An 18837-nucleotide genomic window follows, 5' to 3' on the forward strand; every position below is an offset into this window, starting at 1 on the left:
GGTACCCGCTCCGCGGGTACCTGAGCGCTGCGCGCTCAGGACTGAACGGCCTCGCTGCGCTCGGCCGGGGCCCTTCGGGCCCGGCTCTCCGCTTCGCTCCGAGCCATGGCCGGCCCTTCGGGCCGGAGTCCTGCGCTTCGCTGCGGACTGGCTCTGGTTCCGCTTCGCTCCACCAGAGCGGGCCTGCTGCGCAGGCCCCAGGGCTCCCGCGCTCCGCGCGGGAGGTGACCCCGTTTCACGGGGTCCGGGCCTCAGGCCCGTTGGGCGGGTCCGCTTCGCTCCCCCACCCTGGGTCTTCCGGCTCCACCTCCAGACCACGGCCCGCTCCGCGGACCGAGCTAGCAGCGGTAAGGGGGCTAGCCGTCGGGCCCTGTGTTCCTTCTATTCCAGGCGGGCCAGCAAGTGGGCGTCGAGGAAGCCCCGTTCGGAGGTCGGATCGTGGAGCAGCCGGGCGAAGGGGGCGAGCCCGGCTTCGGTCAGCAAGTCGGCGAAGCGGTCAGCTGGCCAGCTGTAAGCGGGGGTCACCTTGTGGTCGAAGCGGATCGGCTCCGGCTCTTCGGTCGCAAAGAAGGAAACCAGGAGCAGGCCTCCGGGCGCCAGGACGCGTACTTGCTCGGCGAGGAGTGTGGGCAGTTCACCGGGCGGGGTGTGGATCATGGAGTAGTGGGCCAGCACGCCGCCGAGCGCGCCGTCCTCGATCGGCAGGGCCTCCATCCGCGCCTCGTCGAACCGCAACGCCGGATGGGCCCGCCGGGCATGGTCGACCATGCCCGGGGAAAGATCGAGCCCGAAGACGTCCAGGCCCAGATCGTGCAGCATGCCCGTCAGATGTCCAGGCCCGCACCCGACATCGGCCACCCGCAGGTTCCCCGTCTCACGCACCAGCTCGGCGAAGGTGCCGATCATGTTCCGCGAGAACGGATGCGTCTCCAACCGATCAGCGAACATCGACGCATACAGCTCGACGACCCCGTCATAGGCCGTCCTCGTCTGCTCCTGGTGGTCCGTCACGGGGAGGAAGCTAACACCGTCCACGGTCAGAGCCGTTATCCGGCCCCATGCCGACTACACCGGTCAGGGGCGCGGCCCATCTGATTCAATCTGAATCAGAGCTAGACTCTGGAAAGATCATCCCGTACCAGATCCACTGACCGCCGATACTTGTTGTCGCGGATCAGCGAAACTGCGCACTGCTCAATCAACCTGCGCAGTCCAACTCCTGCCCACGGTTTGCGGTGGCGGTGCTGGCGCTCATGCTCCTCCGCCGAACACGCGTTGTCTCCCCGGATGTAGCAGATTCAGAAGGAGCCTTCGGGCCGGTCTGAGAGTTTTTCACCGCATCGTATGGCTCGGTGTATCTGCGCATTGCTCAGATTGGTCGCCCCGTTTCCACTGAGGGGGAAGGGGGCTTGCCTGTGGTCTTGCCTCGGAATCGACGGAGGGGGCAGGGTGCATCCGCGTCATGTGAACGTTCGGTTCGTGGGGCCCGACGGGGTGGTGGTCCAGCTGCCGTGGCGGACCACGACCGGGGAGCTACGGCCCATGGACTACCCGGTCGTACGTGGTTTCCCGGTACGGCGCGGACGGCGGTTGGCTCCGGGATGGTGGTGGTCCGCGACCACCAGCCGTCTGGTCGGATACGGGAGCGCGGCGATGCGGGACGCGGTCATGCTACTGGACCGCGATCCGCAGGTGGTGGGCATCGCGTGCCGGCCAGTGGAGTTCGTGTGGGAGGAACGGGGAAGGGTTGTCACCCACGCCCCTGACCTGGCCGTGGCTCTGGCCGACGGCGCGATGCACCTCGTGGACTGCCCCCGGCGCGGTGGACCGTCCGGGCGGCTCGCAGGCCGGGCGCGGGTAGTTGAGGCGTGTGCTCGGGAGGCCGGCTGGGAGCACCGGTTCGCGGTTGCCGCGGATCCGGTGGTCACGGCCAACGCACGGTGGCTGTCGGGCTACCGGCATCCCCGGTGCTCAGTCGGGATCTCCGCTGCCCGGCTGCAGCGGGCGTTCCCCGAGCCCATCGCGTTGGGCAGGGGCGCGCTCCGGCTCGGGGACCCGATCGCGACGCTGCCAGCCGTCTACCACCAGCTGTGGCACGGCCTGCTGACCATGGACTGGGACCGTCCCCTGAACGAGGAAACCCTCGTGACCGCCAGCGCCGGTCGGCGCCTGGGAGCAGGGCGGTGAAGCGGGCGGTGGACGTCGTCAAGGTCGGCGACCGGATCCGGTTCGAGGACCGGATCCACGTCCTGGCCGGTCTGGACGGGCCGCGCTGCCGATTGCTCGCCGAGGAAGACGCCAGCGTGCAGGTGCTGCTGCTCACCCAGGTACTCGGGACGCAAGACTTCGACGTCCTGGACCACCCCCGCTCCACGCGCCGACGAGTGCCCGTGCACGGCCCGCTGGACGGGCTCGGCCCCGAAGTCCGGGAGAAGGCCCTGGCCTGGGAGCGGCACATCCTGGAAGTCGAGACTGGGCACGTCGGCCCTCGCCAGGACTGGCCCCCTCGAACCGGGTACGACCCGGCCGTGTACTCGCTCGCCGAACGGGAGGCGGCCAAGGCCGCCGAGCTGACCGCGGCCGGAGAGACGGTCAGCGTGGCCACGGTGCGCAGGATGCGAGCCCGCTACCGCGAGGAAGGGGTCTGGGGGCTCGTCGACGGCCGTAGGAAGCGGGAGCGGTCGGTGTTCGGCCAGGCCGATCCGCGGGTGGTGGCCGCGATCGTCGGGGCGCTGACGGAGCAGCAAGGGCGGTCGACCGGGACGCTGAGCCGGCTACGGCGGCAAGTGACCTGGCTGCTGCAGGACACCCACGGCTCCGGGACCGTAGTGGTGCCGCCGGCGGCCACGTTCAACCGGCTGGTGCGGGCCGTCGCCGAACAGCAGGGACTGGCGCTGACAGCCGCCGGAGAGCGGCGCAGGGCGTCTCGGCCCGTGCCTGTGTTCACACCGACGCTCGCGATGGCGCCCGGTGAGCTGGTGATGATGGACAGCACTCTGCTGGACGTGATGGTCGTTTGCGAGGACGGACAGGCGCGGCGGCCGGAGCTGACGATGGCGGTGGACGTGGCCACCCGCAGCATCACCGCGGCCGTCCTGCGCCCCAAGGGCACCAAGGCGGTGGACGCGGCCGTGCTCCTGGCACAGACGCTGGTGCCGCAGCCGATGCGGCCCGACTGGCCCGAGTACCTGTCCATGGCCGCCTCCGTCATCCCCCACCAGCGGCTTGTCTCCATCGACGCCCGCATGCAGGGCGCGGCCGCCAGGCCGGTAATCCGGCCCTCGACCGTGGTCATCGACCAGGGCAAGGTGTTCGTCTCCCGCTGCTTCCTCGCCGCCGCCGAGCACCTGGGGATCTCGGTCCAGCCGTGCCCGCCCGCGTCCGGGTACGCCAAAGGACAGGTGGAGCGGGGCTTGGGGCGATCGGCACCCTGTTCGCGCAGTACGTCGCCGGATACACCGGGAACAACCTCGCGGCGCGCGGCAGCACCGTGGAGGACGAAGCGCGCTGGACGCTGCCCCAGCTGCAGGACCTCCTCGACGAGTGGGCTGTCTGCGGGTGGCAGGAACGGTGTCACGAGCGGTTGCGGCACCCGCTCATGCCCCGTCTGACGCTCACTCCCAACGAGATGTGGGCTGCGCTCGTCGGTATCGCCGGGCACGTCCCCGTCCCCCTGACAGGGGCGGACTGGATCGAACTGCTTCCCTCCAGACGGTGCGCGATCGGCGACGAGGGCATCCGGTTCGAACACCGCACCTACGACGGGCCCGCACTCAACGCGCACCGCCACCGCTCCACCGCCGCGGACGGCAAATGGGAGGTCCACCACAACCCCTACGAGCCGTGGCAATGCTGGGTCAGACTCCCCCACGGCTGGGAGCCGGTCACCTGGATCCATCAAGGACTGGTATCCAAGTCGTTCACCGACACCACCTGGCGACACATCCGCAGCGTGGTCAAACAGCGCGAAGGCCGGGCCGAACACGAGGAGCAGCTCGCCCGCCACCTGGACGAACTCCTACGCCGCGCCCACGCCACCGACACAGGCGTCGGCGGCGTGGGCGATTCTCCCCCTGCCAGCAGCGCCCCGGGCGTCCTCGACGCAGCGGCCCGTACCAGCACCGCCTCCAAGCCCGGCGAGAACGACCAGCCCGCACAGTCACGCCGGAAGGCACAGGCGGGGCACACGAAACGACGGAACGCGGACATGGATCTGCTGGACAGTCCCGCCGGACAGGTCCTGGACGCGGACGAGGGCGCCGACACCACCCCTGCCATTGGCGGCGCGGCGGCGTCGGGCGGTGCCTGGAACATCTTCGACGCACACCAGGAGGCTCAGCAGTGGTAACGGCCGCCGGCCGGGAAACGAACGACGATCCGTACGCCTCGCCGAGCACCTGGCGCGAATGGATGCGGTTCGTCGACACCGATCCACCCTGCCTGCCCGGGACCGGACCGTGGAGCGCAGAAGACCGCCTGGACTACCACTCCCGGTTCGTCATCCTGTCCACCCCCACCATGACCAAGGTCTCCCTCACCCTGCGCCGGCTGATGATCCTCAACCGCAGGCACAACGGCACCGCCCGCCGAGGCCTGCTGATCTCCGGGCCACCCACCACCGGAAAAACCACCACCCTGCAACAACTCGGCCGGTCCTTCCACCTCGCCGACCGAGCCCGCCGGGGCGCACCCGACAACCACATGCCCGTCGTGTTCCTCTCCGTCCCCCCGGCCGCGACCGCGAAAATGCTCGTGTCCGAACTCGCCCGGTTCCTCGACCTGCCCCTCACCGCGAGCATGAACCAGGCCCACATCACCGACATCGTGTGCGCCACCCTGAACGAACTAGGCACCCGACTCGTCCTGATCGACGACGTCCACCTCCTCAACACCCGCACCCGCAACGGCGCCGAGACCTCCGACCAGATGAAACACCTCAGCGAACGGATCCCCGCGACGTTCGTGTACGCGGGCGTCGCCCTCGACTCCTCACCACTACTGACCGGAGTTCGGGGCGCGCAGATCGCAGGCCGGTTCAAAACCGTCCGCAATCCGCCCCTGGGACACGGCAGCCCCGCGCAACGCGCTTCATGGGAAGGGCTGATCCAGGGCATGGACGAGGCACTGCGCCTGGACGCCCACCGCACGGGTGCGCTGGCCCGGCACGCGCCGTATCTCCACCTCCGTACCGGGGGCCGGATCGGAAGCCTGTCCGCCCTGGTGCGCGAAGCGGCCATCGCCGCGATCCTGGACGGCAGCGAGAAGATCACCAAAGCACTTCTCGACGACATCGAGCTCGACGAACTCGCCGAACACACCCCCAGGCACGCAAGGCGGCGCTGACATGCCGCGAACATTGCCGGACCTGACACACCGCGCGCTGCGACGCATCCGCCCCCTGTCCTTCGAGACCAACGCCTCATTTGTCGAACGCCTCGCCAGGGCGCACTACCTCACCACCAGCGAGCTCCTGAGCGGGCTGCACATACACCGGCCCAAGGTCTACCCCGCCCGCGAACACGACTACGGGCCGCACACGCCCACCGAGCTCTACCTCAACGCCGGCGCGCGGGCCCGCATCAGCCAGTACACCGGCATCCCCGACGCTCACCTCACCCACGCCCTTCCATGCTGGAAGGACTACCGAGACCGGGGCTCCGCCGCTGAAACCAGGCCCGGCGGCGCCATGCGCCCCTCCAGCCTTCCCGCCGTCATCGGATGCCCGCACTGCACCGTCGCCCGCACCGGACAAACCCAGCCCGTCCCGCGCTACCTCCCCCACCAGCAGCTCGTATGCGCCCGCCACCGCACCTGGGCACTGGGCCCCCACACCCTCCACGGCATACCCGTCCCCCACACCCACGCTCTCCTGCACAAGACTCCCGAGATCGTCCGCGCACACCACACCCACCTGCGACTGACCCGCCGCTGGGGACCCGACGCTGACAATGCCGTCGCCCAGGCAGCCCGCCTCACCGAACACTGGCGCCGCCGCGCCCCCAAGTCCGAACGGATCTGGCCCGACCGCGCCCGACTCGTCGGCAGCGAAGACGCCTCCATGTGGCAAGCCCTGGCCCGCGAGGCGATCACCTACCCCGAGACCATCACCCTGGCCGGGCTTCTCGTCCGCCGGCCCTCCACCCGCTACCACCGGACCCGGCCCGGCCAGTCCCATCCCCTCCACACCACCATCGCCCGCCTTCTGAACCGCCGATGGCTACAAAACCCCGCCCACTACCCCGAAGACCTCTCCCACTACATCCGATATGCCCCACGCCACCCCACCAACGACACCGCCTACCGCCACCACACCAAACCCACCAGCCGTGAAGCGGACACCGTCGAACTCACCCAACTCGGATACCGACCATCCCAGCCAACAGCGAAAGCCCACGGCCCTCAGCGAAGGTGACACCCACAAGCCACTGCTTCGAATCCTCGCCGGAGAGCACCTAACTAGCGCAACTACGTTCGATTAGTGTGGTGTTCTGGACAGATCAACATCGGAGTCGGGAGACTGAGGGCATGGCGTCCTCCGCACATGAGGCATCGGCGTCCGCCCTGGGCTACCTCTTCCAGGCGCAGTTCGCTCTGCTCGAACTGCTGCGCGGACAAGAGGACCGGCCTGACGGGGCAATCAGCCTGGAACTCCACGACGACGTCGCGTGGGAACAAGACGGACGGCCCTTTGATCTTCTGCAGGTCAAGCATCACATTCGCGGCGTGCGCACTCTCGGCGACAAGGACGACGACGTCTGGAGGACCATCAAGTCATGGATGGACACCCACGCCCCCGGCGACGAGAACGGCCCTGCACTGACCCTGGTCACCACCCAACAGGCGCGCCCAGGGACTGCTATGGCCGCGCTCAAGGCGCCGAATCCGGCGCCCGCCGAGGCGCTCAAGCTGCTGACCACCGCGGCTGAGGAGTCGACTGCCGCAGGGACTGCGGACGCACGGGCGGCGTTCTTGAAACTCCCGCCCGCGCAGCGCGCCGTCTTCGTCCAGCGGATGCGGGTCATCGACGGCACCCCGTCCATCGACGACCTCGATGCGCAGGTACGGGTGAAGCTCAGGGCCGCGCTCCCCGAGGGGCACGCCGACTCTTTCATGAAGCAGTTGTGGGCGTGGTGGTACGAGCAGACCGTGGACATGCTGCAAAAGCGGCACACCAGCGTCTCCGTGACCCGGGTGATGCAGCGCATCAGCCGCATCCGAGACGACTACACCTCCGACAGACTGCCCACGCTCGTGGGACGTGACGACTTCCCGGCAGAGGCCGAGGCTGAGCTTTCGGACGCAGCATTCGTCCACCAGCTGCGCTGGGTAGGCGCCGGTCGCCATCTGAACAAGGCGATGGTGGACTACTACCGCGCCTACACCCAGACCGTGGCATGGCTCGAAGACGACCTGGTCGACCTCGACGAGCTGGCACGGTTCGAAGGCAACCTCTCCGACGAGTGGCAGCGGGAGTTCGACTGGATGCTCGATGACCTGGGCGATGACGCCACCGACCGTGCCCAGGAACAGGCCGGCAGGGCGCTGCTACGCAAAACCCTGGACCAGACCCGCGTCCGGATCCGTGAGGCGTACGACGAGGCGTTCTTCTCCCGCGGCAAGCACCACGAGCTGGCCGACCTCGGCCGGATCGGATGGCACCCCGACTTCGAGGAACGGGTGAAGGATCTGATCAGGGCCGCGCGTGCCTAGCTGGACGCGGAGGCCGCAGGCCAGCGCCGCCTTCCTCAACCCCGCCCTCGTAGCCGCCATCGCCGCCACCGCGGCACGCGACTACGAGCGGGAGGCCTCCGGCAGGCTGATGCCGTGGCCCATGGTCTTCGTCCTGGCCCCGCTGGTTCTGCACCGGCCCACACGGCGGGCACTGCCCACCTCTACGCGCACTCATCTGACGAACTGGGTGGCAGAACACCCAGCACTCGTCGCCGGCCTTGCCCCACGCGGCACCTCGCTGGCACCCGCGGTACGAGAAGGCCTGCGCTTCGGTCTCCGTCACCAGATGCTCGCCATCGAACAAGGCTGCCTCAAAGGCACACTCGCGCAGTCCCGTGCCGGAGGCGAGCTCGCCGATCTCATCAAGGCCGCCTCGCTGATAGGCCGCTGGACAGCCAAGTCAGAAAACCCTTCGACCGTATTTGCGCTGTTGGGCGTGAGACCCTGAGCGGGTGCAGATCCGGTCGATCATCCTCTACAGCAAGAGCGGCGAGAAGCGCGTCCTGGACTTCCGGCTCGGCGAACTCAACATCGTCACCGGCACCTCCGAGACAGGCAAAAGCGCATTGCTCGACATCGTCGACTACTGCCTCGGTAGAGACGAGGCCACTCTCCCGGTCAGCCCGATCTTCACCACCGTCGCTTGGTACGCCGTCATCCTGCAACTGGCCGACACCCGCGTCCTCGCCGCACGGCCAGCACCTGGACCGACAGCCAAGTCCGTCACCAACGCCATGTTCGAAGTCGGCAGCGACCTTGGCGTCCCGGAGCTGGCGGACCTGCGAATCAACACCGACTCCACCCAGCTGCGCCAGCAGATCGGACGCCGGATCGGCATCGGAGACACCCGCAGTGAGCCCGCGGCCGGCAGCCTGGCCACCCCGCTCAGCGCCAATCTCGGTCACGCCGTCATGCTCTGTCTGCAGAACCAGGACGAGGTCGCGTCCAAGAGGATCCTGTTCCACCGCCAGAACGAAAGCAGAATCCCCGAGAGCCTCAAGGCCACGATCCCGTACTTCCTCGGCGCGGTCCCGGAAGACCAGGCAGCACTCCAGCAGCAGCTCCTCCAGGCCAAACGAGCCCTGCGCAGCGCGGAGAACCGCCTCAAAGCCTCCCAGGAAGCAAACCAGGCCGTGGAATCGCAGCTGCAGTCCCTCCTGGGTGAAGCCCGAGTTCACGGACTCCTCGCCGACGACGCCTTCAGCAGCCCGGACAGGGAAGCACTCATCGAGGCACTCCAACAGGCCTCCTCCTTCCGGACTGCCCGGCGTAACGGAGACGAGGAGCAGCGCCGGCAGGAGCTTGTCCTCAACGAACAGTCCGCGGCTCTGCGCCGGCAGCTGCGTTCCCTGGCAGAAGAGCGCCAGCTCGTGAACGATCTGGAGTCCCAGGCCGCCGGCTACAGCGGGGCCATAGGGCGCGGCATGTCCCGCCTGTCCGCTCTCAGCCTCGTACCCGACGGCTTCCCCGGAGAACACAGCTGCCCCTTGTGCGGAAACGCGCTGGCCGAGCCCGACCCCACCGTCGCCGACATGCACGCCACTCTCGAAGACCTCCGCAGCCAGCTCGACAACGTGCGCGCGGTACAGCCCCGCCGCGAGCAGGCCCTACGCGACATCGAGCAGACAGCCATACGCCTACGTGAAGAGCTCCGCGGCGTCGAAGGTGCCCTCAGCATCATCGCCGACCAACGCTCAGAACAGGCCGGCCTCCTTGGACAGGCCGAAGCCCAGGCCTACACCCGCGGCAGGATCAGCGCCTACCTGAGCCAGATCAGCACCACAACCGGCAGCGGCCACCTCCAGCGTCTGCAAGCCGATGCCGCCATCGCGCAGCAACGCGTCCAAGCCCTCGAAGAGCAGCTCGACAGCGAAGCCATCGAGGACAAGCTCACCCACAGCCTCGGCTACATCAGCGGCAAGATGAGCAGCCACGCCAAATTCCTGAAACTCGAGCACGACGACGGCCTGGTCCGCCTGAACCTGAAGAAGCTCACCGTCGTCACCGACACCCCGAACGGCATCACCGAACTGCTCCGTATCGGCAGTGGCAAGAACCATGTCGGCTACCACCTGGCCGCCCATCTCGCCCTCCACCAGTACTTCACCGCGAACAGCCGGCCCGTACCCCGCTTCCTCATGCTCGACCAGCCGACCCAGCCCTACTACCCCTCCGACATGGCCAAAGCACGAGGCCGGCTGGAAGACCTCGCCCTGGACGAAGACCGCGTGACAGTCACCGGACTCTTCAAGCTCATGCACCAGGTCGTCACCGAGCTGTCCCCCGGCTTCCAGATCATCGTCAGCGACCACGCCGACCTGCCACACGCCTGGTACCAGGACTCCATCCGCTACAACTGGCGCGGCGGCGAAAAACTCATCCCCACCACCTGGCTCGACACCAACCCCACCCCATAGCCGCCGGCACATACCGAGGATCAGCGAAACTGCGCAGTGCTCAACCAACCTGCGCAACCACCCCCAGAGCTGGGAAATCCCCAGTTCAGACAGCTGGCGTCCCCGAACTCTGCGCAGATTAAGTGAGCCAGCGCAGCCTCCAACCCGTTCAGCCAACCTGCACAACACAAGGTCAGAAGCATGACGACTGCGCAGTTTCACTGAGCGGCGACACCTGTCACCAGCCCCATGTCGAGCTTGTCAGCGCAGACGGCGAAGCTCACGCAGTCCGTAGTCCGGTGGCAGCCACCCCTTCTTCCGCCGCTCGATGGTCTTCCGCGTGTGCGGAGGCGGGTACGGGCAGCCCTGCAATCAGATCCGGTTCATCCCTGGCCCACGCAAGCCCGTAATGGGCGGTACACACAGGCCAGATGGTCTTCGCAGGCTCCTTCGGACTGGGAGTTGTCCCTCACCGGCTGCGGCGCAGCTTGGGGCGCGGCGGCTGGGGTGGCCGCAGCCTGCAGCCCTCGCTGAAGGCCCTCAAGGGCGTCAGCCCCTCGCCTTCCAGCGGATCGCTGAAGACTCCGCCGCTGGTGCCGGCCCCGATCCGCCAGAGGAGTGCAGCCGCCCTTAGCAGCGGGCGGGCCCAGCCCGGCACGAAGTGGGTCATGCAGCCCTGGCGCAGCCCGTGGTCGTGCAGGGTGATGGTCGTACCGTCCGGGGCCAGGTCGCGAACGTGTGCGGTGGCGAGCTGGGTGGTGGAAGCCGCGGAGAACGTGGCTGTCGCGAGCTGAGCCGCCAGGTACGGGTGCGCCGTCCCGCGGTGAAGGCGCCAAGCCACTTCCGCCTCGGTGACCGGCGGCATCACCGGCGGGAAGAAGTCCCGGTCCGCCGCCGACGGTGCGGCACACCGGCACGGGCCGGTCGGCTCGTCGAAGGCCTTGAGGGTAGTCAGGGCAGGCAGGGCGATCCAGCGGTTCGCCAACGGCCGCGCAGGGTGCGGTGCCTGGCGCTCCAAGATGGCCGGCTCGGCCTCAGGCAGCAGGGCGGAGGCCTCGGCGACGAGGTGGTCCACCTGGCGCAGTTCGCGCTCCAGGAACGCCCGCATGGCCCGGTGATGGCAGACCAGAACCAGGCGGACCCCGGTACGCCGACGCAGGGTGAGAAGGTCTCTGAAGCGGTGCGGGGTGAGCAGGTGGGCGCGCAGCAGGGTCAGGTGGGTGATGGGGGTGGCCAGGATCCAGGCTGCGGCAATCGACCAGGCCGGGGCCGGGTCGAGGTGGCGGTAGCCGGTGAGGGGGACGGGTTTGCCCAGGGCAGCGAGGATGTCGTAGGCGAGAGCGATCGCGGCGTCGGTCCCCGGGGTCGGGTGCACGGTCAGGCGTCCATGCTGCGGAGCGTGGGATGCAAGGGCCGCCCGGGTGTGTACCACGTCGTCGTGCGGGTCCAAGACCACCGTGACCGGCGGAGGGTTCGAGCAGTCCAGCACTCAGGCCACCACCGGGCGTTGGCGCAGTTTGCTGTAGGACCAGCGCAGCAGGTCCTCGTCCAGACCCGCCCGGACTCCTTCATCCCGGCGGCCAGGTGATGAGTGATCTTCGCCCAGGCCCGGAAGTTGCCGTGCGCGGCCTCGTCATCGCACATCGCGATCAATTCCGGGTCCGCATCTGCCCAGACGGGGTGGAACGCCGGGACTACGGTGAGGACCTCCTCCAGCGGCATCGGGTCGATCTCCTGCCACGCGTACACCCTCGACTCCAGCATCGGCTCGCTCTGCAGCATCTCGAAACAGCCGTCCCCGCCCGTGAACACGATCGTCAGGTCCGAACTGATGCCATCCCACAAATAGCGCAGATATTCGAAACACATCTTCGACAGCCACTGCGCCTCGTCACAGACCAGGACGTGCGTCTCCTCCAGAGCACCGCGCAGCATCCGGTCGAACTCGATCGCGTGGGCGGGAGGACGCCCCTGCAAGCCGAGGGCGTGGAACAGCTCATGGCGCAGGTCGCGGGTCGAGGGGCGGGCACGGAACTGGATCCGGCGTGTCAGCTTCGGCGCGAGCTCGCGCAGCGAGGGTGTTCACCGCCAAGGACTTGCCCCGGCCTGCCTGCCCGTAGATACAGATCATGGCTCTGGCTTCGATCGCGGCGCGGATGTTCTCCCGGACCATGAGCAGGGCACGGGTGGAGACCACCTGGGCGCCCGGCAGGCGCATGAAGTGGTCCTCCCGCTCACGAGGCAGCCGGCCCTGCCGTTCGGCAGTCGCCATTGATCAACGCTCCCCGCTGTCGTCACGTACATCAGCCGCTCCAGGCGGCCCGCCATCGGCTGCTTCCCCGGCGTCCGTTGGCGAGTCGGCCGCCCGGCGAGGGCGGACAACCGGACGCGCCCAGGAAGCCGGGGGCTCACGAGGAGGGACAAGGCCGGCAGAGCCCGGGCCGCCAAATCCACTCCCCTGGCCTGGGCGATCTCCGCCTCGGCCTGCGAGGAGGTGACCGTGCGCCGCGGACGGGGCACAGCAGCCGTCGTCGTAGCGGGGTAGCGGGCCTTGCGCAGCTTCTCCGCCGCCTTCAGATCCGCTCTCAGCACGCGGGCCTTCTTCTCCCTGACCGAACTCAGCGCACGACGCTGCTCCACCGTCGCCGCCTCCGCCAGATACGCGCTGCCCAGATGCCGGCCCCACCCCTCGGTCGCGAACACCTCGATCCGCCCGTCGTAGTGCGGCAGATACCGCAGGCGGACCTGTGTGTACCGACATTGCCGGCCATCCACGGCGCGATATAGGCACGCCGCCGCCATGAGATCCCGTTCGTGGTGATCTTCCGGACCCGGCCGTCGTCCTCCAACGCGAAGAACGCAAGCCGCTCCTCCGCGACGTCCTCGATCGGCAGCGGATCCGCCTCCCACGCCGCCAACGGCGTCAGGTTCAATCCTCCATGATCGGAGTTACACCGTTCTTTTTACAGTCCCCGTATCGAGTCGTGATCATCGGGTGGTCCTGGTGAGGTCTTGATCCAGATCATCGAGGCGTGCAGGTGGAGACTGGCGAGGTAGCTGCCGGGAGTCTTGTCGTATCGGGTGTCTCACCGTCCCAGTTCCGGCCTCCTGGTACGTCACGCTCTGGGGCGGGTGAGGCACGTGGAGCCGACGTGAGCCGACCGGTGCACTGATGTCCGGGCGGGGACTCATGGGACATGGCCCGGCACCCGGCTCAGGTTCCGGGGAGGATACGGCGCGTTTCGTAGGCCCACATCGCGATCTCGACCCGGTTGCGGGCGCCGAGTTTGGCCATCAGGCTGGCCAGATGCGTCTTCACCGTGCTGAGGCTGATGTGCAGTGCATCGGCGATCTCGGTGTTGGTCAGCCCGCGAGCGACGGCGAGGAGCACCTGCTCCTCGCGGGCGGTGACGGGGGAGACCGGCTGGGCCACGGGCCGGCCGGCGGGCAGGTCCGCGAATGACTGGAGCAGACGGACGGTGACGCTGGGCGCGATGAGCGCCTCACCGTCGGACGCCGACCGTACGGCCTGCGCCAGAAGGTCCGGTCCCGTGTCCTTGAGGAGGAATCCGCGGGCGCCGGCACGCAGTGAGCCGTAGACGTACTCGTCGAGGTCGAACGTGGTGATGACGACCACGGCCAGCGGGTCGGCGACGCCCGGGCCGGCGACCAGCCGGGTGGCCTCGAGCCCGTCGAGTACGGGCATGCGGATGTCGAACAGACAGACGTCTGGGCGCAGTTCGCGGGCCAGACGTACCGCTTCCCGCCCGTCGGCGGCCTCGCCGACCACCTCGATGCCGGGCTGGGCGTTCAGCATGATCCGCAACCCGGTGCGGATGATCGTCTGGTCGTCAGCGACGAGGACGCCAATGGACACCGCTCTCGCTCCTCGCTCTCGGCAGTTCGGCTTCGACATGCCAGCCCCGGTCGGTACTCGGGCCGGCTCGTAGTGTGCCGCCGAGCAGGGTCGCGCGCTCGCGCAGTCCGGTAAGTCCGTATCCGTCGCGACCCCGGCCGGTGCGCCGGCCGTTGTCGCGCACGCTCACCCGTACCGTGTGCCGTTCCGCGGCGACCCGAACGACGAGCTCGGTCGCGTCGACCGCATGGCGCAGCGCGTTGGTCACCGACTCCTGCACGATCCGGTAGACGGCCGCGTCCACGGCCGGGGGCAGCGCGTCCAGCTCGCCGTCGAGCCCCAGGTCGACCCTGAGGCGACCACCCGGGGTGCGCACCAGGCGCTCCAGATCCGCGACTCCGGCAGGGGGCGCCAGCTCGGCGCCGACCCCGCGGTCGCGCAGCGCGGCGACCATGGCGCGCATTTCCTCCAGCGTGCGCGCCCCTTCCTCCTCGACCCCCTCCAGCGCCTCGACGGCGGCGGACGGGTCGGTGCCCGCGAGCACCCGGCCCGCCTGAGCGATGATCACCATGGCCGACACGTGGTGGGCCACCGTGTCGTGCAGTTCCCGGGCGAGCTGCTCGCGCTCGCGGGAGCGCACCTGCTCCAACTGTCGCTCGCGAGCGGTCACCCGGAACCGCACGGCAGCCCCGACCACGCCGGGCAGCAGCAGGAAGACGAAGCCCACGACCTTTTCGACGACCGGGGTCTCGTCCGTGACGACACACAGCGCGCCGGCCGCGAGGATCACCGCGCCGCCCAGCACGATCTCCCGTCCCGATCCCCACCGGGGCAGCGCGTACACCAGCACGAGCACGACCGCGCCGGTGTACAGGCCGACGGGCTCGCGCGGTGCGGCGACGAGCGAGGCCACCGGAAGCAGGATCACCGAGCCGAACGCCAGCGTCACCATCGCCAGCGGGCGGGTCCGGCGCCACAGGGGCAGCAGGCACAGCCATACGGCGAACACCACCGCCACCTGCCGCCACACGACGTTCTCGCGCAGGGTGGCCTCCAGCGCCACACCGGCAAGGCCCGCGGCAAGCAGCGCCCAGTCCCGCCGCACCCGGGTGGGCGCGTCGGGTGGCCGGGGTTCGGTCCACAGGGTTCGCAGGTCGTCTCGGAGCACGGTTCTCAGCCTAGGGACCGCGGCGTGCCGCGCATCGGCCGAAAGGACGGGTCGTCACTCCGCCCCGGGGCCGACGGATCCGCGGCCCGCGGGCCGATGCCGCGGAGCGCCGTGGCGACGAGCCTCGGCATCGGCGGCCGTACAAGGACGGCCGACGAGGTGGTTGGAGGACCCGATGCTCTCGAAAGCCCTGTTGCGCCTGGGCGCAAGCGCCGCCCGCCATCCCTGGCGGGTGATCGCGGCATGGCTGATCGCCGCCACGCTCGCCGTCCTCGCCGCCGTCGCCTTCGGCGGGCGTACCGCGGACTCGATGACCGCTCCGGGACTGGACTCCCAGCGGGCCGCGGAACTGATCGAGCGGGCAGGCACCGGCCAGGAGGGGATGACCGCCCAAGTGGTCGTCACCCCCCTCGACGGCGCTGCGACGTTCTTCGACCACGACAGCGCGCGCACCGCTCTCACGCGGCTGCAGACCGAGGTGAAGCGGCTGCCGCACGTGCTCGGCACGAGCGACCCGGCGGGGGCACTCGACGCAGGCGGGGACACCGCCGTGCGCGGCGGCCTCGTCTCGGCCGACGGGCGGATCGCGGTCGTCCGGGTGCAGTACCCGGACCAGAGCCGGCTGTCGGCCGAAGACCTCGACGCCCTCGTCGATCTCGGCGACCGGCTGCGCGCCGAACTGCCCCTGCGCATCGAGATGGGCGGGAACCTCTTCTACGCCTTCTCCGACCCCGACGGCGGCGTGAGCGAGCTGATCGGCCTCCTCGCCGCGGCCGCGATCCTGTTCCTGGCGTTCGGTTCGCTCGTCGCCGCCGCGCTGCCGATCGGCATGGCGGTCTTCGGACTGACCGTCGGGGTCGCCACGATGACGGTACTGGCGGGGGTCACGGACGTCCCCACCTTCGCACCGGTCCTGGGCAGCATGGTCGGGCTCGGAGTGGGCATCGACTACGCGCTGTTCGTGCTCGCCAGGCACCGGGAGTACCTCGCGCGCGGGCTCGATCCGCAGGCGGCGGCCGGACGAGCGGTGGCCACGGCGGGGCGGCCGGTGGTCTTCGCCGGCGGAACCGTCGTCGTGTCGATCCTCGGCATGGCGGTCGCGAACGTGCCGTTCATGACGGTGGGCGGGGTTGCCGTCTCGATCGTCGTCCTGACGATGGTGCTCGCGTCGGTGACGCTGCTGCCGGCCTTCCTCGGCGCGGCGGGCCCGCGCCTGGCCCGGGCCGGCCGGATCGGCCGGGCTCTGCAGACCAGGAAGCTGGGCCGACTCGCACGGCGGCGGGACCCGGCGGCAGGCGCCGCCCACGCCGCCGGGTGGCGTCGCTGGATCGGGCACGTCAGCCAGCACCCGGTGCCGTACGCGGTCGGCGCGGCGGGGCTGCTGCTGACCGCGACGCTGCCCGTGCTCGGCCTGCGCGTCGGCCTGCCCGACGACGGCTCACTGCCCCACAGCCGTACCGAGCGCCGGGCCTACGACCTCGTCGCCGAGGGGTTCGGCCCGGGCACCAACGGTCCCCTCGTCATCGCCGCGGACCCCACCGGTGATCCGGGAGTGCTGGACCGACTCGTCGCAACGGTCGCGGCGGATCCGGGCATCACATCCGTCGCGCCGACGCACATCGATCGGGCCACCGGCATCGCGACCCTCGTGGTGTTCCCGACCACCAGCCCTCAGGACAAGGCCACGGCCGACACCATCGCCCGGCTGCGCACCGACGTGCTGCCCACGGCGATCGGGCACGGCCCGGCCAGGGCCCACGTCGGCGGCGCCGCCGCGAGCCTGTCCGATGTGGGCCAACGCACCAGCCAACGCCTGCCGGTGTTCGTCGCCGCCGTGCTGGCGATGTCGTTCCTGCTGCTGATGCTGGTCTTCCGCTCGATACTCGTACCGCTCAAGGCGGTACTGCTGAATCTGCTGAGCATCGGCGCGGCCTACGGCATCATGGTCGCGGTCTTCCAGTGGGGCTGGGGAGGCGCACTCATCGGGCTGGAAGCGACGGTTCCGATCGTGTCGTTCATCCCGATGTTCCTCTTCGCCATCCTGTTCGGCCTGTCGATGGACTACGAGGTGTTCCTCCTCTCCCGCGTACGGGAGGAGTACCTGCGCACCGGCGACAACGGCACGGCGATCGTTGAGGGCGTCTCGCGCACCGCCCGGATCATCACCTCGGCCGCCCTCATCATGGTGGCGGTCTTCCTGTCCTTCGCCGTCGCCGAGGACCCCTCCACCAAAATGTTCGGGCTCGGCCTGGCCACCGCGATCTTCATCGACGCCACGGTCGTACGCATGGTGCTGGTACCGGCGGCCATGACACTCCTCGGCCGGACCAACTGGTGGCTGCCGAAGTGGCTAGACTGGATGCTTCCCCGCGGCCCGGTCGGCACCGACGACACCGACGCGGAATCCACGGGTGAGGCCCCGCGTCCACGGCTGGTTGACCGTTGACTCAACTCCTGCCCGCCCTTGGCGTCCGGCACCTCAGCGCGTCACCTAGGGGCATATCGAGTCGTGATCATCGGGTGGACCTGGTGAGGTCCTTGATCCAGATCATCGAGGCGCGCAGGTGGAGACCGGCGAGGTAGCTGTCGGGAGTCTTGTCGTATCGGGTGGGCGATGCCTCGCCATGCTTTGAGCTTGTTGATCAGGCGTTCGACGGTGTTCCGCTCCTTGTGGAGATCGGCGTCGTGGCTGACGGGTCGGCCACCTCTGGAGCCCTTCTTCTTCCGGTTGGCGGCCTGGTCCTTCTTCTCCGGGATGACCGCCTTGATACGGCGTTTGCGCAGGTGGGCGCGGTTTCCGCGGGACGCGTACGCCTTGTCCCCGGCGACCGCGTCCGGCCGGATGCGGGAGCGGCCGACGGGCCCGCGTACCCGTACCTTCTTCAGGGCGGATGAACTGCGGGCTGTCCGCTGCCTGGCCTGTGGTCAGGATGAACGCCAGCGGGCGGCACTTGCGGTCGGCGGCGAAGTGGACCTTGCTGGTCTGCCCGCCTCTGGAACGTCCGAGGAGGGCGGCCTTCAGCCGGAGTTTCCGCCGACGCCGGATGCGTCGTCGTTCATCCAGCGCGGGATCATTCGGTCTCTTGCCCGTTTTGCTCTTCGAGGCCGCCCCCTTTGACCTGGCCTTCTCCTCCTCGGCCGCGGCTTTCTCCAGGGCGGTGACGACGTCCTCGTCGAGGTGCAGCCCGGCCGCGTCGTGGTGGGCTCGGGCGGTGGTGGAGTCGATGCTGACCAGGGACAGGTCCACCTCACCCCGCTTCGCGGCTTCCGTGATCAGGCCCTCCAGCAGGGCCTCGAAGACGCCGGCGTCACGCCACTGCCGGAAGCGGTTGTGCACGGTCGACCAGGCGCCGAACTCCGTCGGCATCTCCCGCCACTGCCCGCCCGTCTTGAACCGCCAGATCACGCCCTCGAACTGCTGTCGCAGTCGCTCGGGGTACGGACCGTACTCGCCGATCGGCAGGTACGGCTCGATGAACTCCCCATCCGGATCGGTCAGTTGCACTCGCGTCACGTAAGACCGTCTATCGGACCGGACCGTGCCACGAAGGCACATCCCGCAAATTGATCACGACTCGATACGCGCCCTAATACTGCAACGGTGCTTGCCGTGACGGTTGGGCAGGTCGGTCGTTGGTCAGGAAATGGGTGGGGAACTTGGGGATGCCCGGTTGTGGGCTGGTGAA

14 protein-coding genes and 1 pseudogene are annotated in these 18837 nt (G+C 69.1%); 9 read left to right on the plus strand and 6 right to left on the minus strand.

From position 1 onward, the window contains the following. Positions 1-381: 381 nt before the first annotated feature. The gene (locus AB0D48_RS35440) at positions 382-1011 is read right to left on the minus strand and encodes a class I SAM-dependent methyltransferase (RefSeq protein ID WP_362406802.1); all 630 of its coding nucleotides are present in this window, start codon (positions 1009-1011) and stop codon (positions 382-384) included. A gap of 453 nt (positions 1012-1464) precedes the next feature. On the opposite strand from AB0D48_RS35440, the gene AB0D48_RS35445 reads away from it, so the two are divergent. From AB0D48_RS35445 to AB0D48_RS35480, 8 genes are all read left to right on the plus strand, one after another. Continuing rightward, complete coding sequence (locus AB0D48_RS35445; RefSeq protein WP_362406804.1) at positions 1465-2187, plus strand: TnsA-like heteromeric transposase endonuclease subunit; 723 nt, start codon at positions 1465-1467, stop codon at positions 2185-2187. Beyond that, positions 2184-3611, plus strand: a complete 1428-nt coding sequence (locus AB0D48_RS35450) for a hypothetical protein (protein WP_362406807.1) — start codon at positions 2184-2186, stop codon at positions 3609-3611. The genes AB0D48_RS35445 and AB0D48_RS35450 overlap by 4 nt, the downstream gene beginning before the upstream one ends. Next, positions 3599-4348, plus strand: coding sequence for a hypothetical protein (locus AB0D48_RS35455; RefSeq protein WP_362406810.1), 750 nt, complete (start codon positions 3599-3601; stop codon positions 4346-4348). The genes AB0D48_RS35450 and AB0D48_RS35455 overlap by 13 nt, the downstream gene beginning before the upstream one ends. Next, positions 4342-5343: a TniB family NTP-binding protein gene (locus tag AB0D48_RS35460; RefSeq protein WP_362406813.1), complete on the plus strand. Its 1002-nt coding sequence runs from the start codon at positions 4342-4344 to the stop codon at positions 5341-5343. Before AB0D48_RS35455 ends, AB0D48_RS35460 begins: the two co-directional genes overlap by 7 nt. 1 nt (position 5344) lies before the next feature. Continuing rightward, the gene (locus AB0D48_RS35465; protein WP_362406816.1) at positions 5345-6412 is read left to right on the plus strand and encodes a TniQ family protein; all 1068 of its coding nucleotides are present in this window, start codon (positions 5345-5347) and stop codon (positions 6410-6412) included. Positions 6413-6525: 113 nt separating this feature from the next. Beyond that, positions 6526-7710 (plus strand): ABC-three component system protein, encoded by a 1185-nt coding sequence (locus AB0D48_RS35470; protein WP_362406819.1) that lies wholly within the window; start codon positions 6526-6528, stop codon positions 7708-7710. Next, a complete protein-coding gene (locus AB0D48_RS35475) occupies positions 7703-8179 on the plus strand; it encodes a three component ABC system middle component (protein WP_362406822.1) in 477 nt (158 codons plus the stop codon). The genes AB0D48_RS35470 and AB0D48_RS35475 overlap by 8 nt, the downstream gene beginning before the upstream one ends. A gap of 4 nt (positions 8180-8183) precedes the next feature. After that, positions 8184-10148 (plus strand): DUF3732 domain-containing protein, encoded by a 1965-nt coding sequence (locus tag AB0D48_RS35480; RefSeq protein WP_362406825.1) that lies wholly within the window; start codon positions 8184-8186, stop codon positions 10146-10148. 448 nt (positions 10149-10596) lie between these two features. Here the strand turns inward: AB0D48_RS35480 and AB0D48_RS35485 are convergent, their stop codons facing one another. The 4 genes from AB0D48_RS35485 to AB0D48_RS35500 all read right to left on the minus strand — a co-directional run bounded on the left by AB0D48_RS35485 (position 10597) and on the right by AB0D48_RS35500 (position 15151). Then, on the minus strand, positions 10597-11502 hold the full coding sequence (locus AB0D48_RS35485; RefSeq protein WP_362406828.1) for a hypothetical protein: 906 nt from the start codon (positions 11500-11502) through the stop codon (positions 10597-10599). A 2-nt stretch (positions 11503-11504) separates the two neighbouring features. Beyond that, positions 11505-12200 (minus strand): ATP-binding protein, encoded by a 696-nt coding sequence (locus AB0D48_RS35490; protein ID WP_362406840.1) that lies wholly within the window; start codon positions 12198-12200, stop codon positions 11505-11507. A gap of 1141 nt (positions 12201-13341) precedes the next feature. After that, complete coding sequence (locus AB0D48_RS35495; RefSeq protein ID WP_362406831.1) at positions 13342-14004, minus strand: response regulator transcription factor; 663 nt, start codon at positions 14002-14004, stop codon at positions 13342-13344. Next, positions 13979-15151: a histidine kinase gene (locus AB0D48_RS35500; protein ID WP_362406834.1), complete on the minus strand. Its 1173-nt coding sequence runs from the start codon at positions 15149-15151 to the stop codon at positions 13979-13981. Before AB0D48_RS35500 ends, AB0D48_RS35495 begins: the two co-directional genes overlap by 26 nt. 175 nt (positions 15152-15326) lie before the next feature. Here AB0D48_RS35500 and AB0D48_RS35505 point away from each other — a divergent pair, with 175 nt between their 5' ends. After that, positions 15327-17597, plus strand: a complete 2271-nt coding sequence (locus AB0D48_RS35505) for an MMPL family transporter (protein WP_362406837.1) — start codon at positions 15327-15329, stop codon at positions 17595-17597. A gap of 67 nt (positions 17598-17664) precedes the next feature. Here AB0D48_RS35505 and AB0D48_RS35510 read toward each other — a convergent pair. Next, positions 17665-18665 (minus strand): annotated as a pseudogene (locus tag AB0D48_RS35510) (IS5 family transposase). Positions 18666-18837 lie beyond the last annotated feature (172 nt).

Origin of the sequence: Streptomyces sp. NPDC048269, from assembly GCF_040652395.1 — a bacterium.
Lineage (GTDB): Bacteria > Actinomycetota > Actinomycetes > Streptomycetales > Streptomycetaceae > Streptomyces.